Source organism: Bauldia sp., from assembly GCF_965232525.1.
Lineage (GTDB): Bacteria > Pseudomonadota > Alphaproteobacteria > Rhizobiales > Kaistiaceae > Bauldia.
The window spans coordinates 1,724,033-1,746,187 of record NZ_OZ246980.1 but is presented as its reverse complement, the minus strand read 5'-3'; the positions used below and the strand labels follow the sequence as shown (position 1 = coordinate 1,746,187).

The 22,155-nt window shown below is 62.9% G+C and carries 15 protein-coding genes; 5 read left to right on the top strand and 10 right to left on the bottom strand.

Annotated elements, in window-relative coordinates; genetic code table 11:
* Positions 1-10: 10 nt before the first annotated feature.
* Both ACO076_RS08235 and ACO076_RS08230 read left to right on the top strand, forming a co-directional pair.
* Positions 11-1,069, top strand: a complete 1,059-nt coding sequence (locus ACO076_RS08235) for a sugar phosphate isomerase/epimerase family protein (protein WP_421726240.1) — start codon at positions 11-13, stop codon at positions 1,067-1,069.
* Positions 1,070-1,084: 15 nt separating this feature from the next.
* Entirely contained in the window at positions 1,085-2,533 is a 1,449-nt protein-coding gene (locus ACO076_RS08230) for an NAD-dependent succinate-semialdehyde dehydrogenase (protein ID WP_421726239.1), read from the top strand.
* A gap of 1 nt (position 2,534) precedes the next feature.
* Here ACO076_RS08230 and ACO076_RS08225 read toward each other — a convergent pair whose 3' ends face one another.
* Positions 2,535-2,738 (bottom strand): hypothetical protein, encoded by a 204-nt coding sequence (locus tag ACO076_RS08225; RefSeq protein ID WP_421726238.1) that lies wholly within the window; start codon positions 2,736-2,738, stop codon positions 2,535-2,537.
* A 122-nt stretch (positions 2,739-2,860) separates the two neighbouring features.
* On the opposite strand from ACO076_RS08225, the gene ACO076_RS08220 reads away from it, so the two are divergent.
* A complete protein-coding gene (locus ACO076_RS08220) occupies positions 2,861-3,898 on the top strand; it encodes a Bug family tripartite tricarboxylate transporter substrate binding protein (RefSeq protein WP_421726237.1) in 1,038 nt (345 codons plus the stop codon).
* 22 nt (positions 3,899-3,920) lie between these two features.
* On the opposite strand, the gene ACO076_RS08215 is transcribed toward ACO076_RS08220, so the two are convergent.
* Positions 3,921-7,127: an AMP-binding protein gene (locus tag ACO076_RS08215; RefSeq protein ID WP_421726236.1), complete on the bottom strand. Its 3,207-nt coding sequence runs from the start codon at positions 7,125-7,127 to the stop codon at positions 3,921-3,923.
* Between the two features lie 339 nt (positions 7,128-7,466).
* On the opposite strand from ACO076_RS08215, the gene ACO076_RS08210 reads away from it, so the two are divergent.
* On the top strand, positions 7,467-8,504 hold the full coding sequence (locus tag ACO076_RS08210; RefSeq protein WP_421726235.1) for a Bug family tripartite tricarboxylate transporter substrate binding protein: 1,038 nt from the start codon (positions 7,467-7,469) through the stop codon (positions 8,502-8,504).
* 14 nt (positions 8,505-8,518) lie between these two features.
* Here ACO076_RS08210 and ACO076_RS08205 read toward each other — a convergent pair whose 3' ends face one another.
* Positions 8,519-11,725: an AMP-binding protein gene (locus tag ACO076_RS08205; RefSeq protein WP_421726234.1), complete on the bottom strand. Its 3,207-nt coding sequence runs from the start codon at positions 11,723-11,725 to the stop codon at positions 8,519-8,521.
* A gap of 78 nt (positions 11,726-11,803) precedes the next feature.
* Entirely contained in the window at positions 11,804-13,843 is a 2,040-nt protein-coding gene (locus ACO076_RS08200; RefSeq protein WP_421726233.1) for a tripartite tricarboxylate transporter permease, read from the bottom strand.
* A 304-nt stretch (positions 13,844-14,147) separates the two neighbouring features.
* Here ACO076_RS08200 and ACO076_RS08195 point away from each other — a divergent pair, with 304 nt between their 5' ends.
* Positions 14,148-15,197, top strand: coding sequence for a glycosyltransferase family 8 protein (locus ACO076_RS08195; protein ID WP_421726232.1), 1,050 nt, complete (start codon positions 14,148-14,150; stop codon positions 15,195-15,197).
* Positions 15,198-15,224: 27 nt separating this feature from the next.
* On the opposite strand, the gene ACO076_RS08190 is transcribed toward ACO076_RS08195, so the two are convergent.
* The 6 genes from ACO076_RS08190 to ACO076_RS08165 form a co-directional block, all read right to left on the bottom strand.
* Entirely contained in the window at positions 15,225-16,121 is an 897-nt protein-coding gene (locus tag ACO076_RS08190) for a glycosyltransferase family 2 protein (RefSeq protein WP_421726231.1), read from the bottom strand.
* Positions 16,118-16,405 carry an acyl carrier protein gene (locus tag ACO076_RS08185; protein WP_421726230.1) on the bottom strand — a complete coding sequence of 96 codons (288 nt, stop codon included), beginning with the start codon at positions 16,403-16,405 and terminating at the stop codon, positions 16,118-16,120. The genes ACO076_RS08190 and ACO076_RS08185 overlap by 4 nt, the downstream gene beginning before the upstream one ends.
* 72 nt (positions 16,406-16,477) lie before the next feature.
* Complete coding sequence (locus tag ACO076_RS08180) at positions 16,478-17,683, bottom strand: cytochrome P450 (RefSeq protein WP_421726229.1); 1,206 nt, start codon at positions 17,681-17,683, stop codon at positions 16,478-16,480.
* Complete coding sequence (locus ACO076_RS08175) at positions 17,680-19,380, bottom strand: fatty acyl-AMP ligase (RefSeq protein WP_421726228.1); 1,701 nt, start codon at positions 19,378-19,380, stop codon at positions 17,680-17,682. Before ACO076_RS08175 ends, ACO076_RS08180 begins: the two co-directional genes overlap by 4 nt.
* Positions 19,377-20,327: a hypothetical protein gene (locus ACO076_RS08170; RefSeq protein WP_421726227.1), complete on the bottom strand. Its 951-nt coding sequence runs from the start codon at positions 20,325-20,327 to the stop codon at positions 19,377-19,379. Before ACO076_RS08170 ends, ACO076_RS08175 begins: the two co-directional genes overlap by 4 nt.
* A 176-nt stretch (positions 20,328-20,503) precedes the next feature.
* The gene (locus ACO076_RS08165) at positions 20,504-22,117 is read right to left on the bottom strand and encodes an autotransporter outer membrane beta-barrel domain-containing protein (protein ID WP_421726226.1); all 1,614 of its coding nucleotides are present in this window, start codon (positions 22,115-22,117) and stop codon (positions 20,504-20,506) included.
* Positions 22,118-22,155 lie beyond the last annotated feature (38 nt).

Genomic DNA, 22,155 nt, shown 5'->3' with positions numbered 1-22,155 from the left:
GGACGAATCAATGAAAACCATCAAGGGACCGGCGATCTTCCTCGCCCAATTCGTCGGCGATGAAGCGCCGTTCAACAGCTTCGATTCGATCTGCGGCTGGGCCGCGTCGCTCGGCTACAAGGGCGTGCAGATCGCCGCCTGGGACTCGCGCCTCATCGACCTGAAGCAGGCCGCCGAGAGCACGACCTACTGTGACGAGCTCAAGGGCACCGCGGCGAAACACGGCGTCGAGATCACCGAACTCGCCACCCATCTGCAGGGGCAGCTGGTGGCGGTGAACCCGGCTTATGACGATGCGCTCGACGCGTTCGCGGCGCCGGAAGTGCGCGGTAATCCGGCGGCGCGTCAGGCATGGGCGATCGATCAGGTCAAGCTCGGCGCCCGCGCCAGCCGCAATCTTGGCCTCGACGCCCATGTCAGCTTCTCGGGCTCGCTGGCCTGGCCGTTCCTCTACCCGTGGCCGCCGCGACCGGCTGGCTTGATCGACGCCGCCTTCGACGAGCTCGCCAAACGCTGGCGGCCGATCCTCGATCTTCATGACGAACTCGGCGTCGACGTGTGCTTCGAACTTCACCCCAGCGAGGACATCTTCGACGGAACCAGCTTTGAGCGCTTCCTCGACCACCTCGACGGCCATCCGCGCTGCTGCATCAACTACGATCCGTCCCATTTCCGCCTGCAGAACCTCGACTATGTCGGGTTCATCGACGTCTACCACGAGCGGATCAAGGCGTTTCACGTCAAGGACGCGGAGCTGCGGTCGACACCGAAGCAGGGCGTTTACTCCGGTTACTCGGAGTGGCCGGAACGCGCCGCCCGCTTTCGTTCGCTCGGCGACGGCGATGTCGATTTCAGCGCAATCTTCTCGCAGCTCGCCGTTCACGGCTATGACAGCTGGGCGGTGCTGGAATGGGAGTGCGCCATCAAGAACAGTGAAGACGGCGCCCGCGAAGGGGCGACCTTCATCGCCGACCACATCATCCGAGTGAGCGAAGGGAGCTTCGAGGAGTTCATCGATCAGGGCGCCGACCGCTCGGCCATCGACCGCGCCCTTGGCCTGACCCGTTAACCCGGACGTCACGCCATGCCACAGGACCTGCCAGACGTGCCGACCCAACTGTCGATCGGTGGCGTCTGGCGGGACGGGTCGGCCGGTGAAACCATCGATGTGATCGACCCGGCGACCGAGGCGGTCATCGCCCGGGTGGCGAGCGCCAGTGTCGGCGACGGCCATGCCGCTCTCGACGCGGCCGACGCCGCCTTTGCCGACTGGGCGGCACGCACGCCGCGTGATCGCGGCGAAGTGTTGCGCAAGGCGTTCACGCTGATGATCGACGACCGGGAGCGGCTTGCCCGGATCATGACTCTCGAGAACGGCAAGGCGCTCTCCGACTCGCGCGTCGAGATCACCTATGCGGCCGAGTTCTTCCGCTGGTACGCGGAGGAAGCGGTGCGCAACATCGGCGAGGTTATGCACTCGCCGACTACCGACGCCCGTATCCTGGTTCACCACAAGCCGGCCGGCATCGCGGTGCTGGTCACACCGTGGAACTTCCCGACGGCGATGGGCACCCGTAAAATCGGACCGGCGCTCGCCGCCGGATGCCCGGTCATAGTCAAGCCAGCCTCGGAAACGCCTCTCAGCATGCTGGCGCTGATGCCGATCCTGGAGGAAGCCGGGCTCCCGCCCGGTGTCGTCAATGTCATTCCCACCCGTCACCCGGGACCGGTGGTCGACTCCCTCCTCGACGACATGAGGGTGCGGGTCTTGTCTTTCACCGGATCGACCGGGGTCGGGCGGACGCTGCTCAAGGCCGCCGCACGGAACATCGTTAATCCGTCGATGGAACTCGGCGGCAACGCGCCGTTCATCGTCTGCCACGACGCCGATATCGATGCGGCGGTCGACGGCGCGATGCTGGCGAAGATGCGTAACATCGGCGAAGCCTGCACCGCCGCCAACCGCATCCTGGTGGACGCCCGCGTTCACGATGCCTTTGCTAACAAGCTCACCGACCGAATGGCGGCGCTGGCCATGGGTAACGGTCTCGACAAGGGCGTCGCGGTCGGGGCGCTGGTGAGCAGCAGGGCGCGCGAGACTGTCCACGCTTTCGTCACCGACGCGCTTGCCAAGGGTGCGACGCTGCGCACCGGCGGTACGATTCCGCCGGGCTCCGGCTTCTTCTATCCACCGACGGTCCTCACCGACGTGCCCGACACCGCCGACTGCATCCATGGCGAAATCTTCGGACCTGTGGCGGTCCTTCAGTCCTTCGCCGACGAGGACGAAGCGATCGCCAAGGCAAACGCGACGGATCAGGGACTGACCGCCTATCTCTATACTCAGGACCTGAAGCGCGGACTGACGTTGTCGGAACGGCTGGCGTTTGGCATGGTCGGCTTGAACCGAGGCATCGTCTCCGACCCGGCTGCGCCGTTCGGTGGTGTCAAGCAGTCCGGCATCGGACGCGAGGGCGGTCATGAAGGGCTGATGGAGTTCCTCGAAACCCAGTACATCGCGGTCTCGTGGTGAGTCAGTCGCCCGACGCGTCGCCATTCAGAAAATCGTAGGTACGCGCCAACCGCTCCTGGAGATGAGCCGCATCAGCGCGTCGCCGATGTTGGCCGACGACGAAGAAGAATCCGACCTCCCGCGCGGCGCGTCCAAGCGTCTGCGCGATGGCCTGATCATCGCCCCGCGACAGATCAACGACCGGCATTCCATCAGGTATTGTCATTGAGCGATCCCCTTCAGCGAGTACACGGTAAAAGGGTGGTTGCGGTCGACATCATTGGGCTGCTACGCAGCAGTGATACCCATAGTGCGCCAAGGCGTGTCAGACATAAAACGGATGGATCAATGATCGTTTATCAAACCCGCCGTCATATTCTCGCCGCCGGCCTTCTGGCAGCGGCCACCGCCACCTCCGGTATTACCCCGGCCAACGCGGACGTCGACTTCTCGGGCAAGACCGTAACCATCGTCGTCGGCTATGGTGCCGGCGGCGGCTATGACACATTCGGACGGCTGGCGGCCGACCACCTGGGACGGTTCCTGCCCGGAAGTCCAAGCGTGATCGTCGAGAACATGCCCGGCGGCGGCGGACGACGGTCCATCGGCTTCCTCGCCGAAGCCGCCCCGACGGACGGGACGGTGATCGCAGTCATTCCCGCGACCGTTGTGTTCGACAGTGTCGTCGGCAACCTTCCCGAGGGCGTCACCGCCGATGACTTCACCTTCATCGGTCGACTTGGAACCTCCGTCGTGGGCGTTGCGACGTGGCACACAGCCGAAACAAAATCGGTGGAGGACGCAAAGCAACGGGCAACGACCCTCGCCGCAACAGGGCGCACGGCGAACTCGAGCATCATTCCGCGTGCCTTGAACGTCGTCGCGGGCACACAGTTCGAGGTCGTGGAAGGATACAAGGGTACGGCCGAGATAGTCCTCGCCTTCGAACGCGGTGAAGTCGAGGGCGGCCAGGTTAACATGTCGATCATGGAGCGAACCCATCCGGACTGGTATCCCGACAAGAAGATCAACTTACTGTGGCAGGTGTCGTTGGAACGCAGCGATGCATATCCGGAGGTCCCCGCGCTGGTAGAGTTCGCCGAGAACAAGGATGGTGCGGCCGTTCTGAGTCTACTCTCGGCTTCCGGATCAATCGGACGAAGCCTGGCAGGACCGCCGGGGATGGCGGATGAGACCCTGGACATCTATCGCACGGCGTTTGAGCAGATGCTGCGCGACCCAGACTATCTGGAGGATGCCGACCGCAGGAACATCCCCACGGATTCCCTGTCGGGCGAAGAGCTAGCGGGCATTATCGTTTCGGTACTTGAGGCGCCGACGGAAGTCGTTGACGTTCTCACGGAGATCGTCAAGTCGGACGATTAGCCGCCGATCAACGCGACCAAGGCTAAAGCGAGTTTGGCTGCGGCAAGTCCTGAGCGACGCCGGCTAATTCGATCAGACGGCCGATCGGTTCATCGGGAGTTTCACCGACAGCTTCCGCGAAACGGGCAATACGATCGGCAAAGTCACGTATGCCCGCAGGCGCGTAGACGCGCGCGTCGAAATCGATAGCGCAGCCATCCTGCTCGTTAGCCTCATCGAAGCGAACGACGACCCCGCGCGGCATCACGCGGTCCGGCGGCGGACAAGGCTGCACCGTCAGCCCTTGCAGCCGCGGCTGCGGATTCGGTGTCGCTGCCTGAACCCAGATCGGGTTCGGCGGTACGTCTGTGCCCTCTCGTCGCAGCTCTTCCGCGATATTCAACCACGGCCGCGTGCTGTGAGCATGGGACTCCAGAGCGCCTTGCTGGACGCTTCTCAAGTGTTGCCGGAATGTCATGTCTGGCTCGTATCGGAAAAAGGCAACGGCCAAACCAGCAAAAGGCCCAAACAGATCTAGCAGTTCATCCCGGTTCCGGTAGGTCAAAACACTGCCAACAACGACGGTTTTGGTGTCTATCAGTCGCGCGACAACAGGAATGACTAGGGCTAGTCGAGATACATAATATGTCGTCGCTGCTTCACGCGCGACTCTGTCGAGGCGGGTTGAGCAAGCGGGCTGAATACCCCACGCAATCCGCCCTTCGTTCGGTGCGGTTTTGCTAACGGCTTTGGCGCGCATGTATCGCCTGATCCACCTTTCCACCGGCTGGTCGATTTTCTCGATTTGACCGCGCCACCAGTTCGTGTCGGTGGCATTCCTGGTCCGATACTGCCACTGCGCATAATCCGCGTACTGGACCGGCAGCGGCTTGAAGAATGGCGATCGGCCGTCAAGACGGGCGCTATAAGCCATCTCCAAATCGCGAAAGAAAATCGGCCAAGACAGCGCGTCACTGATGATATGATGGTTGGATCTGATGAAGAGGTGCCTATTCGTGTCAAGCTGGGCCAGCGCGAAGCGCACAAGCGGCCCCTCGGTGAGGTCGAAAGGCGGTGATGAGGCGGCCTCCTCCCACAACTCCCGTACTAGGTCATCTTCTTCTCGATTGGCGAAGTGATTGATCGTCAACGGCGGCGCACCAATCGGATCCACAATCTGAAGCGGCTTACCTGCTTCCACGACAAAACGTGTTCGCAGGATCGAGTGGCGCTCGAAAACATCACTGCAGGCAGCTTGGAAAGCGGCTACATCAAGGGGCCCGTCTATCGCGTACAAACTGGTGCGCCACAGGCGGGCCGACTGGGCTGGCGATCGAGACTGAAGCCAGTATCGCATTTGCTGGTCGGACAGCCGCGTTTTCTCGCGCGCCAAATCGGCAACGAGCGGCAGCGCATCGGCGCGAGTCTGCTTTGCCAAATTATCGATGAAAGCCGCAAGCGCGGACAGCTCCGGATGATCGAGGAAAGCACCGAGCGGCAGCTCGACCCCAGTCACCTTGTGAATACCGGCTCCTATGACGGCGGCGATCAGAGAGTCGCCGCCCAGATCAAAGAAGTCTGAACCGCGGCCAACCTCCTCGACACGAAACGCATCCTTCCAAAGATTCACCAGCAGACGTTCTGTTTCCGTGGCCGGGGCCTCTGCGTCATGAGCAACGTCCGGTGCAGCCCATTCGCGAAGTTTGACGCGGTCGACTTTACCGTTTGGCGCACGAGGCAAAACATCGAGAGCAACAAACTTGCCCGGAGTAAGGTGCCCCGGCAAATGCTGCCGCGCCAGAGCGCGGATCTTATGCGGCGTGAGCGAAAGCCCCTGAAGCGGTGAAACGTACCCTACGAGGAACGGTTCACCGCCGATCCGCTTCGTCACGACCGCCGCCGCTTCACCGATGCCCGGCACCCTCGCGACAGCCTCCTCCACCTCAATCAAGTCAACGCTGATACCACGGATCTTGACGACCGTATCGCGACGGCCGCCCAGGACGATTGCTCCATCGTCACTGAAACAGGCGCGATCGCTACTGTGAAAGATTCGCCTACCGTCGGCATCGTCCGAGAAGGTTCGTTCGGTCAGCTCGGGATCGCGCCAGTAGCCAAGTGCGAGAAATCGCGACCGCATCTCGAGCGTGCCAAAGACGCCCGGTGGGCAATCCTCTCCGTGGTCATCAACAATACGGACACTCAAGCCGGTGGTCGGCCAACCGACTGGAGGCTTTTCCGTTGATCGATCACAGCCCCGCGGAAACGCGCGCTGAGCGATCGTGCCCGTCTCCGTCGCCCCCATGCTGGTCAAGACATGTGCGTTTGGAAAGTGATGCCACAAAGCCGAGATATCGTCCCAGGTGGCGGCGTCGGCACTGACTCGGGTCAACCGAATTCCCGGAAAAATAGTCTGCTCGTCCAAGGTCTTTAGGAAATGCCGGCAAAGGGAACTGGATGCGATGAGGACCGTCGCGCCGCTCTTCGCCAGCCAATCGGCAAGCCCGGTCACGCCGCGTTGAACCGCCGGAAACGGTATCAGCGTCGCGCCGTTGAGGAAGGCGCTGAACGCGGTGCTCAAGGCTTGGGCCCCCCATGGAGCACCGGTCGCCACGACGCGGTCACCAGGGGTCATCCCCATGCCGTCCGCGGCCATGCTCAACGCAACCCGCAATATCGATCCGTGGCTCCTCAGCACACCCTTGGGCCTGCCGGTCGATCCCGAGGTGTAGACGAGATGCGAGGGATCCTGAATCGTTATCGGCAGCGACGGATCGGAAGACTCCCCACCGACTAAGACCTCATCCAAGCGCAGCGATGGGACGCTCTCGCCCATCGCCGCAGTCGCGAAGGCGGCCGTTTGGTCGTCGACAAGAATGGCGCTGATACCGGCATAATCACAGAGTTGTCTGAGGCGCTCTGGCGGGTCATCCGGATTGAGGACAATCGCGACCCTTCCGGCTTTCAGCGTGCCAAGCAGCGCCGCATACATCGCGATCCTCGGCTCCATCAGCAACGCGATCCGGCTCTGCGCCTCCCCGTGCTCCAGCAAACGATGCGCCAGCCGATTGGCCATTCGGTCCAGCTCGGCATAGGTGATCGTTTCGGTTCTGGTCGTGACGGCCGGGCGATCGCCATACGCCCGCACAATAGACGCGAACCGCTCGGGAACCGACAGTCCCCGGTCCAGATCCGCCAGGGTCAGCGGCTCGACGGCAATCGGCTCGGCTAAGGACATTGTCTTGGCCACCCCTTCATCATTAACCGGCAGGATAGCAATATCTTGCGGGAAAGCGACATGCGCCGTCGAGAGGTAACGTCATTGGTCCAGCGCATCAGCGCGTCGCCGATGTTACAGACGAAGAAGAACCCGACCTCCCGCGCGGCACGTCCAAGCACTTGTGCGATGGCCCGATCATCGCCTCGCGACAGGTCAACGACCGGCATTCCATCAGGCATCGTTATCGATTCGTTCCCCTCAGCGAATACACGGGAAAAAGGGTGGTTGCGGTCGACATCATCGGGCTGCTACGCAGCAGCAATATCCATAGCGCGACAAGGCGTGTCAGACATAAAAACGGATGGATCAATGATCATCTATCAAACCCGCCGTCATATTCTCGCCGCCGGCCTTCTGGCCGCCGCCACTGCCGCCTCGGGTATCACCCCGGCCAACGCGGACGTCGACTTCTCGGGTGAGACAGTGACAGTCGTCGTCGGGTTCGGTGCCGGCGGCGGCTATGACGCGTTCGGCCGCCTGGCTGCCGACCATCTTGGCCGTTTCCTCCCCGGAAATCCGAGCGTCATCGTCGAAAACATGCCCGGTGGCGGGGGACGACGGTCCGTCGGCTTCCTCGCCGAAGCCGCTCCGACAGACGGAACGGTGATCAGTGTCATTCCCGCGACCATTGTGTTCGACAGCGTCGTGGGCAATCTTCCCGACGGCGTGACGGCAGAGGACTTCACGTTCATTGGCCGACTTGGAACCCTCGTCACAGGCGTCGCAACCTGGCACACGGCCGAGGCCAAATCCGTCGAGGAAGCGAAGGAGCACATGACCACTGTCGCGGCCTCGGGTCGCACCGCAATGTCGAGCATCATTCCACGGACACTGAACGCCCTCATCGAGACCAAGTTCGAAGTGATTGAGGGATACAAGGGTACCGCCGAGGGCGTCCTGGCTATGGAACGCGGCGAAGTCGACGCCACAACGATAAACACCTCCGTCATGGAGCGAACCCATCCCGATTGGCTACCCGACAACAAAATCAACCTCCTGTGGCAGCTTTCGCTTGAACGCAGTGATTCATACCCCGAGGTCCCCGCGTTGGTAGAGTTCGCTGAGAACAAGGGCGATGAAACAGTTCTCCGCCTGCTCGCGGCTGCCGGTTCGATCGGACGAAGCCTGGCAGGACCGCCTGGGATGGCGGATGAGACCCTAGGTGTCTATCGCGCCGCATTCGACCAGATGCTGCGGGATGCGGACTACCTGGAAGACGCCAATCGAAGGAACTTGCCAACCGATTCCGTTTCCGGAGAAGAGCTGGCGAGCATTGTCGCGTCGGTGCTTGAGGCACCGGCGAAAGTTGTTGATGTGCTCACAGAGGTCGTTAGCTCAGACGAGTAGCCGCCGGCCGAACGTCAGAGCGAGTTGGGCTCCGGTAGGTCCCGAGCAACACCGGCCGACTCGATCAGCCGGCCGATCGTTTCATCCGGAGCTTCACCGGCAGCTTCCGCGAAGCGAGCAATGCGATCGGCAAGGTCACGCATACCTGCCGGTGCGTAGATACGGGCGTCGAAATCAATCCTGCAGCGATGCTGCTCGTGGGCCTGATCAAAGTCGATGATTATGTGCGGGGGTACCCCACGCTGGCGTCGGTCATCGAATGCGAGATCGAGACCGGTCAAACGAGGCTGAGGCCGTGGCGTCGCTACCTGAATGCGCACAATGATGGGCGGAACGGCAAAGCCGTCGGCGCGGAGTTCTTGATAGATAGACAGCCACGGCCGATCGCTTGCGCCATGCGTCTCATAGAGCTGGCGCCTGATCGTTCGAAGATGCTGCCGGAAGGTTGCTGCCGGATCGTAAGAGAAAATCTCAGCGGTCAGAGCGGCAAACGGTCCGAACAAATCAAGCAACTCAGAGCGGTCGCGCCGAGTAGCGACGCCGCCGATCAACGCAGACCGACAGCCAGCGATCAGCGCGACAACCGGAACGGTGGTCGCGACTCGCGAGGCGTAATATGTGAGGCCCTCCTCAGTGGCCACGGCGTCAAGACGCGACGCGGTAACAGCATCGATCGCCCGAACCTGTCGCATATCGTCGGGGGACGCGGCGGCGGAGGGTTTACGGCGAAGATAGGGCTGGAGCCATCTATCGGCTGGCAAATCAGCGCCGGCGATGCGGGCCTTCCACCAGTCGTTATCTCGAGTGGCTGTGCTCAGACGGCGGCTCTGCCAGACAGCGTAATCGGCATACTGCACTGGCAACGGCGTGAACGACGGCGACGCGCCTTTCGTCCGCGCTTCGTAAGCGATATTCAGATCCCGGAAAAAGATCGGCCAGGACAAGGCGTCGCTGATGATGTGATTACTCGATCGAATGAAGGCGTGCCGGTCAGGCCCAAGCCGCACTAAAACGAAACGCAGAGGCGGCCCGGCCTTGAAGTCGAAGGCGTGCGCCCTTTCCTCAACGCGGAGCGCTTCCAGGCGCGTGCCCCGATCGTCCTTCGTTGACCAATCGATGACCTTCAACGGCGCCGACGACACCGGGTCGATCACCTGGATCGGCTCGCCAGCCTCCTCCACGAAGCGGGTTCGCATCATCGCGTGTCGAGCGACAACGTCATCCAGCGCGGACTGGAACGCGGATACATCCAGCGGGCCGGTCATCCACATGGTGGTCGATCGGGTGCCGCGCTGCGCAGCCATCGGCGAGCGTGGCCAGAACAACATCTGCTGATCGGTCAAGGGAGCCTTGCCGTCGGCAAGTCCCGCGACCAGCGGATGTTCCTCCGAATCGGAAACGGACCGGCGCGCGTCGATAGCAGTGGCGAGCGCGCTCAGTTCCGGGTGATCGAGCAAGACACCGAGCGGCAATTCGACTCCGGTCACTTTGTGGATGCCAGCTCCGATGACGGCGGCGATCAGCGAGTCGCCGCCGAGATCAAAGAAGTCCGAACTGCGACCGACCTCCTCGACCTGAAACGCGTCCTTCCAAAGCGCCACGAGCAGACGCTCCGTTTCCGTGACCGGTGGGTTCGCATCACGAGCGAGGTCCAGCACAGCCCACTCGCGAAGCTTGACGCGATCTACCTTCCCGTTTGGCGCACGTGGCAAGATGTCGAGACAAACGAACTTGCCGGGGGTGAGATGTCCTGGCAGATGCTCCCGCGCAAGGGCGCGGACCTTGTGTGGCGTGATCGAAAGCCCTGGAAGCGGTGAAACATATGCGAGGAGGAACGGCTCATCGCCGGTGCGCTCCGTGACGACCGCCGCCGCTTCGCCGATGCCCGGTATCTTCGCGACCGCGTCCTCAACCTCACCCAGATTCACGCTGTAACCGCGGATCTTGACGACCGTATCGCGACGGCCTTCGAGGACGATTGCTCCATCGTCGGTGAAATAGGCCCGATCGCTGCTATGAAAGACGCGTGTGCCGTCGGGTTCATCCGAGAACGTTCGTTTGGTCAGTTCGGGATCCCGCCAATAACCGAGCGCCAAAAAACGTGACCGGACCTCAACGGTTCCAATGACGCCCGGCGCGCAGTCCCGTCCTTGCTCGTCAACGATGCGAACGCTCAAGCCAGTGGTCGGCCGCCCGACCGGCGGCTTTGCGGTCAATCGGTCGCAGCCCGGCGAAAACGCCTTCAGGGCGATTGTGCTGGTCTCCGTCGCACCGAGGCTGGTCAAGACCTCGGCGTTCGGGAAACGATGCCACAAGGCCGAGATATCGTCCCATGTCGCGGCGTCCGCGCCGACCCGCGCCAACCGGATCCCCGGAAAGGTGGTCCCCTCGCCCAACGTCTTCAGAAAATGCCGGCATAGCGAACTGGATGTCATGAAAACGGTCGCGTCGCTTTCCGTCAGCCATTCGGAAAGGCCCGTCACACCGCGTCGAGCCGCCGGAAACGGCATCAGCGTCGCCCCGTTGAGGAGCACACTGAACGCTGTGTTCATCGCCTGGCTCCCCCATGGGGCAGTGGTCGCCACGATTCGGTCGCCGGCGGTGAACCGCATATCATCCGCTGAGGCGCTTAATGCGACCCGCAATATCGATCCGTGGCTTTTCAGCACACCCTTGGGCCTGCCGGTCGATCCCGAGGTGTAGACGAGAAGCGAGGGATCCTGAATCGTTATCGGCAGCGACGGATCGGAAGACTTCCCACCGACTGAAACCTCATCCAAGCGCAGTGACGGGACGCTCTCGCCCATCGCCGCAGTCGCCAAGGCGGCCGTTTGGTCGTCGACAAGAATGGCGCTGATACCGGCATAATCACAGAGTTGTCTGAGGCGCTCTGGCGGGTCATCCGGATTGAGGACAATCGCGGTCCTGCCGGCTTTCAGTGTGCCAAGCAGCGCCGCATACATCGCGATCCTGGGCTCCATCAGCAACGCGATCCGGCTCTGCGCCTCTCCGTGCTCCAGCAAACGATGCGCCAGCCGATTGGCCATTCGGTCCAGGTCGGCATAGGTGATCGTTTCGGTTCTGGTCGTGACGGCCGGGCGATCGCCATACGCCCGCACAATGGACGCGAACCGCTCGGGAACCGACAGTCCTCGGTCCAGATCAGCCAGGGTCAGCGGCTCGACGGCAATCGTCTCGGCTAAGGACACTGTCTTGGCCACCCCTTCATCACTAATCGGCAGGATAGCAATATCTTGCGGGCAAGCGACATCCACCCGGACTCTGGAGCACTTCGCGCCTCATAACACCCCGCCCAACGCGTGGCGAATATCCGGGAACGCGCCGCCGAGCACGCTGCGCGGCCAGATAACACCCAGGAGTTGGTCAAACAATAGCCAACAGCCGATCGCCAGCCCGGTCCCGAGCACGATGGCCGTGCGCCACTTTTCGCGACCCTCGACGCGCGCAAAGGCGATGCCATAACCGAACAGCGTCGGCAAAAGGCCAATCAGCCAAGCGGTTGCCACGACCCCGGCCAGCCAGAGGAAATAGACAAGACCGCGACCATAGACGACCGAGTCTGGCAGCGCCGCCTCGGCCGGATTGTTCGCTGTGCCGCTTGGGCCGAGACCAGCTTGAGCCGTCCCGTAGACGCGGCCACGCATCACCTCGACGACAAGATTGGCGACGGCGAACAACAGGGCCGCGATCGCTACGCTTTGTGGCGCTATCCGCGCCCGCCATGGCCAATCGTGCGAGATGACCAGGGCCGCCACCAGAACCAGGATGAAGCCCAAGCTGAACCATGCCTGGCGACCGAAAGTGAGCCCGGTACCGCGCTGGCGCAGAGCAGCGATCGTTCCGGCAACCAGGTTGCGCATCGGGCGGTACAAACCGTAGGCGGCGAGCGCCAGCATGAGCAGGACCACGGGCCGGAAAACCCAGGCGAAATCGTAAAGCTGGATGGAGATGAACAGGTAGCGCTCGACGAGATCGCCGAGCACCAGCCCGAGGATGAGCGGCGCGCGAGGCCAGCCAAGCTCGCGCATGAGCCAACCGAGCAAACCGGCACCGATGACGACCACCATGTCGGCCCAGGCGTGCTGGCCGCCGACATAGGCACCGACCAGCGCCAGGCCCAGTACGATGGGCAGCAGGATCGAATATCGAATGTCCACCAGCTTGACGAGATAGCCGCTGGCGAAGACGCAGATCAGCGCGCCAACGATCGTGCCGATCACCAGGCTGCCGATGATCACGTAGGTGACATCGAGGTCACGGGTGAGCATATCGGGACCCGGGACCAATCCATGAATCTGGAACGCCCCAAGGAGTAACGCCATGGATGCGCTGCCCGGCACACCGAAAGCGATGGTCGGGATCAACGCCCCGCCCTCGCGGGCATTGTTAGAGGATTCCGACGCGATCACGCCGCGAATATCCCCTGTCCCGAATGTCTCGGTATTCTTCTCGGTTCGCGCCGCATGGCCGTAGGCGATCCAGTCGATCACAGACGCCCCCATCCCCGGCACCGCACCGAGCGCCGCGCCGATCCAGGAACATCGCAACATCAGCCACCAGTTCCGCAGGACGTCGGTCAGCCCGCGCGCCTGGCCCGAGAGCGAGAAACCACGGTCGCCGGCGCTCTGCGAAATCTGCGTGCGGGCGATCATCAGCGCCGCCAACTCGGGCACCGCGAAGAGGCCAAGCGTGAACGGGGCAATCGGAAGGCCGTCCCAGAGGTACAGGGAGCCGGCCGTCCAGCGTTCGATACCGGCCTGCGGATCGACGCCGACCATCGCGATCAGCAGACCGAGCCCGCCGGCGGTCATGCCGCGCAACGGCTGTCCGCCGCTCAGCGCCGCCACCATGGAGAGCCCAAAGATGCAGAAGCCGAGCAGTTCCGGCGTGCCGAGGGAGAGCATGACCGGCCGCAGGATCGGAATCGACACCGCGAGAAGCACTGCACCAAACAAACCGCCAAGGGTGCTGGCGCTATAAGACGCCCCGAGGGCCCGGGCGGCCTGGCCCTTCTTGGCGAGCGGGTGCCCGTCCAGCACCGTCGCGGCGCAACCAACGGTGCCCGGCACGCCAAAGAACACGGCAGGGATGACGTCGGACATTGGGACCACCGCAGCCATGCCGATGAGCAGGGCCATTGCGGAGAACGGGTCCATCGAAAACGTGAAGGGGATGAGAACGGCGAGCGCCGTGAGCCCGCCAATACCGGGGACGAGACCGACAACAAGGCCCACCAGAACGCCGAGGAACAGGATCAGCAGCCGAGCCGGATCGGCGATTTCCGAAAGCGCCAGTCCTGCGGCGGTCAGGATATCCACGGGTCGCAGCTCGCCTCAGGCGCCGTTCTGCCGGGTCGGAATGACCGTCAGCCGGCAGGTTTGACGGCGAAGGTGTATTTGGCTGCTCGTCTTCGGAGCGAGCGTTTGCCCGGAGCTGACCATCCCGCGAATCCCCGTTTTGCTGCGCCAGAGGGGTGGATAACACAATCAAGCCAGGCGCGCGCGGCCGCCTATCCGGAAGCGATCGGTTCTGAGATGGCGAAACGATCCCGAGTGCTTTAAGGATGCCCTTCATCGTGGAAGTTCGGCCTCGACGGGTCGCGAAAACGGGGGCTATGGCAACATGAAGCTTCGTCCGGAGTATGAGCATCTCAGGGTGGAGGAAGTGGGTGAGGACAGGCTCACCGGCGGCCCGCCGATCGTTCTTTGCTGCGACGACAACTACGCCTTCCCGACGCGGGTGACGATTGCCTCACTGTTGTTGAATGCCCCTTACAGGGACTTCGAGATTGTCGTGCTCGCCAACGAGCTCGACACACCGAACGTGACAGCCTTCGACGTGCTGGCGCGGCGGCTGGGAAGTGCGATCACCATCGTGCACGTCACCGACGCGATCATGCCGGACGTCTTCACCAATCCGTACATCGCGCGGAGCACTTTTCTCAGGCTCCTGCTGCCCGACATCTTCGAGACCGACCGCCTGCTCTATCTCGACACCGATCTGGTCGTGCAAATCGACATATCATCGATCTGGCGGGAGTACCGGCCGGACATGATCGTCGGCGGTGTATCCGACCCGGCCGCCCGCGACTGGAAGCGCCGGCTCGGATCGACCGAGCCGGACACCTACATCAATAACGGCGTCCTCATGATCAATTGCGACGCCTGGCGGGGCGCTGACACCACGGCCCGTTGCCGCGACTGGCTTGCCGAACACGGTAACAATCGGCAGACGATTCTGGCCGATCAGGACACGCTCAACACAGTCCTCGCAGGAAGCATCTACACCATCGCCGACCACTGGAACGTCAACCGAAACATCCTGCGGCGGGAGCGGATCTCCGACGTCGGCGAACGCTACGACCAGGAAACCTTCCTCGGCATTTTCCATTTCAACGGTCCCCAGCCGAAGCCCTGGTGCCGGTGGGCCGATCCATGGTCGCAGGAGTTCTATCTGCGCTATGCCCGCATCGTCGGCCTGCCGCCGAACTACTGGGTCGAGGCGCGCTCGCCAGAGGAAGCACTGACCGAAGCCCGCTGGGCCGAGCAGCGCGGCGACATCCTCAAGGCCAATGCGATCTACCGGCGCACGGCCGAAGCGCTGATCGAAATCATGCAGAACCAGAACGCCGCGGCGGCTGAGCAACAGGCGGCCCCGGCTGTCGCGGACTGAGGATCGATTCGGGCGTTCCTCGGCCGCTCAGCTCACCAGGCTGCGGACATCGATCGGCGTCGGGCGCCGAGGCCGCTCTGGCGACTGCCGCGGCGTGACCGTGAGGGTGACCGAACGGTTGAACTCCCAGGCCCGATGTAGGCCGTGACTGTCCCGATCGGGGATGTTGACGGTCAGCGTCAGCTCTTTCTCGTCCATCGACTGCATGTTGGTGACAAGCTGAACCACCTTGTCGTAGAGCCGCTGGCGCAGAGGCAGTGGCAACTCGGCCTCTCTGTCGAGGCGGACGAGCATATCCTTCGCGACCCGATAAACCTTGCCGACCATGAAGCCGATGTCGGCGGATTTCTCGAAGAATCGCGAGCGCTCGGCTTGGTCATGGACGATAACGCGCTCGAACACCGACGCGTCGAGAATCGTCGGCATAACTCCGGCCGCGATCAGTCTTTCGTACAGCTCGAGATCCTCGCCGCCATAGTCGCGTAGCACTTCGTCGTAACCGAGCACCCGATCGAAGTCGCTCTTGTGAACGACGCAGGTTCCCTGGAACGAGTTCTCGTGATGAACCTTGGGCTGCGGCGGCTTGGCATAGGTGCCGGCTTCAAGCGCCTCGTCGACGGTGGCCACGAACGAGTCGGCAATGATCACATCGGCGTCGACAAAGATCAGGACCTCGCCGGCCGCCGCGTCGGCACCCGAATTCCGCGCATGGCTCGGATTGAAGCCACTCACGCCCTTCAGCCGAACCACCCGCGCGGCGGGGAAGTCCCGCGCCACGTGATCGGCCGTTCCGTCCGGGCAATCGTAGTCGACGACGACAACCTCGGCACCCGGCTGACGAAGCATCGCCGGCAGCGATTCGACGAGATGGTGCCAACGCCCCTTGCAGGTCGTGATGATCGAGTACTTTGGAGTCTGGCTCATTCAGCCGGGCGCGTCTCCGTCGCCACCGGCGGCGCGGCGCCCTCTTCGATCAGCTTGGCGAGCTCGGCGGCTGCGTCAGAGATCGTTTCGCAACGCAGAAACAGGCCGACTTCGATCTCGCGGCCGGTCGCTTGCTCGACTTCCATGGCCAGCACCACCGCATCGGCCGAGTCGAGACCGAGTGCTTCGAGGTTCGTTTCGGCCGTGATCTCGTCCGGCTTGATCCCCGCCAGGTCGGCGGTCTTCTCGATAACGATCTGGCGGACTTTGTCAGGTGCGGTCATGATGCTTCTATTCCCTGCGGATCGCGGCTACCGTCAACAGGAACCGCGGATAATTGCAAGCCCCTTGTCACGCTAGGTCAGGACAACGGGCATCGACTCCAGCGTACGGATAATCTTGCCTCGCGCCTGGACGGTTGGCCCCGCCAACGCCATCTCTGGCAGCTCTGCCAGAGCCTGCATGGCCGACTGGGAAATGCTGCGCGACATCTGCATGCCGACGCACAGATGGCGACCGGCACCAAACGTCAGCCCGACCCCTTGCTGGCTGTGCGGGCAAACGGATTCTGCGTTCGGCCCGAACTTCGACGAATCGTGATTACCGCCAAGCGGCGATGCCAAGAGACGATCGCCGGATGCCATCTCAACGCCGCCGACCGACGTGTCTCCGGTCGCAAAACGGCTGAGGAAATCCACCGGCGCACTGAAACGGAAGATTTCGTCGGCGAGCTCTCCCCATTGGGATTGTGGGATCCGCTCGTCTTCGGTTCGCGCCTCGTCGAGCAACCAGCGGACGGCGAAGGCAAAGCTCCCGCCCAGCGCATCGTTGCCCATCATCAGCATCACGCAGAAATTGACGATGGTCGCTTCCGTCTTGTCCGGCTCGTCGTCTGGCAACGCCCCCCGCATCGAGGCGAGCAGTCCGTCGGGCGAACGCTCGAGGATGGCCGGGGCCCGGTCTCGAAGGAGTTCAAGAACGTCTCTCAGCGCGTCTTCCATAATGCGCCGCTCACGGATGGAAATCTCGGCGTCTGCCGCCCACGACAGCCGGCTCATCGGGTAGAGGGTCGGACGGTCGGCGGCGTTGATGTCGGAAAGGTCGCATATGATTTCGAACAGAAGTCGATTGGCAAAGTCTTCCGCGAAATCGAAGCGCCCCTCGCGGCGCCCCTTGTCCAGCAGCCGGTCCGCGGCCGCCCGAAACCGATCCTGCACATTGGCAAACGGAGCGATCGCCTTGGCGAAAGTCCGTCGCATCACGGTGTGTGCATCGCCCTCGTAATTGAAGGCCATAGCACTGACAACTTTGATACTATTGGGAAAGTCGATTCCGTGGCGGTCCCGCAAGGCGAACCATGGCCGCAAGATGCCGACATGTGCCATGTGAGGATTTCGCAGCGCCGCGACAGCATCGTCGTAGCGCGCGATCAACCAGGCGTTGGATCGCGGCTGCCAGGAGATCGGACACGTCTCACGCAGGACGGCATAGTGCGGCGCCGGATCGCGCACGAACGAGTCGCTGCTGGAGTCGACAGGTGCTGTCGCCGGACGTTCGGTCATGATGGTTCCGCCTCCAAACCGGCCGACGCGCCCTTAATGGCGAGCGGCCGCAGCTCGCCGTCCCTAAAGAGACGGGCGACGAGCCGCCGTTTGATCTTGCCACTCGTCGTCCGGGGGAGCGCCCCGCGGCGCACAGCGGCCACGATGCCGGGCGTATACCCGGTCGCCCGGGTCACACCCTGATTGACGTTGCGGCAGATGGCGGCAAAGCCCTCACTCTCCAACGCCCCGGACTCGGCCTCGAATACGACGAGCATCTCTTCGGTGCCGCCGCTCGGTGTCGCGACCGCCGCCACGGCCCCGGCGTGGATCGCAGGGTCGGCCCGTTCCGCCGCGCTCTCGATATCGGCCGGATAGACGTTCTGCCCCCGTAGAATGATCAGTTCCTTGCGCCGACCGGTGATGTGCAGAGCACCGTCGGCAACGAAACCGAGGTCTCCAGTCATGACAGCATCGGTGCGGTTGCTGTCGGCGTCGGCGGAGACAAGTCGGCCCACACAAGGGCCGGAAATCTCGATCTCGCCGAGGACCCGCTCACCGCAGGGCTGCCCGGCTTGATCTACGATTCGAATCGAGACGCCACGCACCGGTGCGCCGAGGTCCACGGTCGCAACCTCTGATTCGTCATTGCCGACAGCCTCCACGACTGGACCGTTGAAGACGCGCGGGCCGCCCTGGCGTCGGCCGCTCGACACCAGCAGCGTCGCCTCGGCCAGTCCGTATGACGGCGCGAAGGCGGCCGGGTCAAAGTCGGCGCGGGCGAAGATGTCGCAGAAACGGGTCATTATCTCGGGCCAGACCGATTCGCCTCCACAGACCGCCGCCGTCACGGAGGACAAATCGATATCGTCGAGGCTTTCGGTCTCGGCGGCACGCACGCACAAGGCAAACGCGAAGTTGGGAGCACTGGTGATCGTCGCCCGCTCCTCGGTCGCCAGACGAAGCCAGCGGAGGGGCGACTGGAGGAAGAGCAGCGGATCCATCAGCGTCGACCGGCAGCCGATCCACAGCGGCGTGAGGATATGGCCCACCAAGCCCATGTCATGATGCAGCGGCAGCCATGAGAACCCACGGGTCGCGGCACTCAGCCCATAGGTCTCGACAATTGCCGCACAGTTCGCCGCGAGGTTCGCCTGAGTCAGGACCACTCCGCGCGGGGTGCCGGTCGACCCGGAAGTGAACTGCATCAGCGCGTCGTCACTCGCCTCGATCGGCCGCCGATTGCCGATCGGCACGTGATCGAGTGCTGCTTCCAAGGCAACGCCTCGCACATCTGGGTTCAGAAGCTCGGCGATCCACGGCTGGGCGAGCACATCCGCCGGTGCAAGAATCGCCTGGGGGCGAGCGGTTTCGATCGTCGATCGGATTCGCTCGGCGGCGCGCCGCGTGGCGACCGCCGGAACGGGGACGACGACGGCCCCAGCGTAAAGACAGCCGCACAAAGAGGCGACGAAGTCGAGCGGCGATGGACAGATAATCGCTACCGGCTGCCCGGCAACACCGTGCTCCTCCAGGGCGCCGGCAATCCGCCGCGCCCGATCATCGAGGGTGCGCCAATCAATCTCACGCGTCTGCGACGCATGGCGCCCGCGAAGACGGAAAGCGACATCGTGCGGTCGCTCCCGCGCATGACGCTCCACCGACGCCGCGACGGAGCGGACGCGATTGAAGCTCTCGTTGCGCGGCGGCGCATTCATCGCCGCGTGTCCTCCGAAGGCCGGTCGGGCCCGTACACGAAGTCGCGCAATACGTCCTCGAATTCGCCTTGTGCCAGCAATCGCGACGTGACGTCGTGCTCGCTTTGGCCAGCCAAAAGCGTGACGTCGACATTCGGCAGATCGGCGATGTGCATAGCATGCGGGCGATCGACGGGATTGGCGTCGCCGGCGTAGAGCTTGATCCGCTCTGGCCAGCCGCTCTCCTGCAGCATTGGTTTCAGGTCGACCAGCATATGCGGCGCGATCTGGCGCAACTCGGGGCGCTGGAAGAAGCTGCCGACCGGAACGGGACTGCCGATCGACAAGTCGGTACGGATGCTCATGCCAAGGAACGATTTCGCTTGCAGATCCATCGCGTAGCGCAATCCGGCGAACCCTCCGGCCGAATTCGCCATGACGTGAATGTCGTTGGCACCAAGGCCGTCGATCGCCGTCCGCAAGGCTTCCAGCAGCCCGTCATAGCCGCGCGCCACTGTCGCGAGGCCATCGAAGAAAATCAGCCGTCTCAGATCGGTCAGGTAGATGACGTGGGTGTTCAACCGCTTCAGAAACATGTGCAGCATCATCAGCGACAGCCAAAAGCGGGGATCGGCGCCGGTGAATACGACGATCACCTTGTTGCTGTCGCCGTCGTAACGGGCGGTATAGGCTTCGTGGCGACCGTCGATCAGCTCCGATCCCGCGTCGGTCATTGCCGCCAGATCGTTGAGGACACCACTGCGCCGGAGCTGCCGCGCCGCCGCTCTGAGCCGCTTCAGCCGACCGGTCAGTTGCGGGTTTTGACTGAGCCGCTCCAGCAGGGGCTCGGCCCGATCGATCATGCCCCAGGAAATCAGAACATCGGCGGCGATGTAGCGCCGGCGGTCAGTTGCCTCGGGGTCTTCAGCCCACCGCAGGGCATCGTCGAGAGTCGGAAGCTTCGCCATCAGTCAGAACCGTGGACAGGGTCGCGGGGCCATTATAACGCCAAGCCGCATTCGTCGCGTGCGACGTGATGTCGATATCCGGACTGTGTCAACCGATAATCCGCGCGGACCATACGCTCAATACCAAGAGAGCCCCGGGAGGGGCTCTCTCGTATCCTTTTGCCGATCCGATCGGATCAGAACTTCGATGTCCAACGGGCGGTTACGTTCTGCGAGTCGTAGCCCGACATGAACGTCCCGTCGTAGCGGAGCATCACATCGCTCGAACCGTTGACCTGATAGGTCCCGCCGACACCGACAAGCAGTGCATCCGCACCCGGATCGGAGCTGATCACGTCGAAGGTGGCGTTGCCCGGCGCCGAGGCGAACCCGGTGTGCACCTTCTGGGTGGTCTGATCGAACTCATGACGCCAGGCCAGCGACAGCTCGGGGGTAAGCGCGCCCCACTTGCCGTTGACGCGGACACCCAGGGTCGAGGCGAAGGACGAAGCGTCCGTACCGCGGACCTTGAGCGCTGCCCCGGTTCCGTTCGGATCCTTCTCGGTGAACGTGTCGATGTCGGCGCTGGCCAGGCCAAGGCCCAGGAACGGCGTCAGCATCGTGTTGTTCATCACGTCGAAGCGATGACCGACTTCGCCATAGGCCGAGACGACAGAGGCGTCGAAGTTGCCGTCCGGGTCCACCGGCGACATGCCGATGCCGACGTCGCGGTGGCTTTCGCCGCTATAGCTGCCGAAGCTGACGATCTTGCGCAGATACGACTTGCTGTTGTCCCAGCCACCGTAGAGCGCGATCTGGGCACCATCGTAGTCGATCGTCGCACCGTCACGGCCGCCCCACTTGTTGAAGTCCATATCGGAGCTGAAGTAACCGCCCGCCAAGCCCATGAACAGCTTGTCGTTGAAGGCATAGTCAGCGCCGACATAGTAGCCCTGCTGGGTCTCATCGTAGCCCGGCGCGTTTTCGTCACCGTCGTTGGTGTTCCAGCCGCCAGTGATCCGACCCCAGAGCTGGAACTGTCCCGGCTCGAAGCAAGAGTCGTAACCACGCTCGCCGTCTGAACCGGCACCCGGCAACCAGTTAAGACCGCAGTCCATCCGGTCGGTGACCGACGCGTTGAGGATGTTGGTCGACCAGAGCAGCGACTGGGCCATCTGGGCGAACTCGGCGCCAGACAGCTGATCCAGGGCGTCCTGGTAGTCCTTTTCGTTCAGCATGAACAGGTTTTCGACCATCTGGGCGAAGTCGCCATTGCCCGAGACCTTGTCGTAGACCTTTTCGATGCCGTCGCCGACAGACTCCTGATTCTTGGTCAGCCCCTTGACGTCGCCGAAGCCCTGGCGCTTGACCTTCACGTCGACATTGTCATCGCCGTCGTAGATCAGCGTGGTCTTCAGAAGCGCCGAATTGTCGACGACCTTGGTGAACTTGCCGTTGCGATCCTCGGCGTCGATGACGTTATCGTAGAACATCTTATCGTCGTAGAGGTTGTACCCGTAGATCGCCGAGAACGTACCCTTCAGGTTGGCCTCGTTCGCGTTGATCGTGGTGTACGCCCCGGCCGAGTCATCCGGCGAGAACTCGATCGCCAGCGTGCCCTTGTTGTTCATGTTGAACGTATCGACAAAGGCGTGAGACGGCCCGGCATCGGTAAACGGACTCGGGCCACCCATCACCCCGACATCCGGATTCAGGAAGACCAGCTTGCCGTCGGTGAAGATGTTGAGGGTGCCCTCAAGCACTTCATCCGGGTTGATGATGCCGTCGAAGTTGGTCTGGCCATCAATCACCGTGATCGAGTCGTCGCCGGTGATGTCGATGTTGCCCC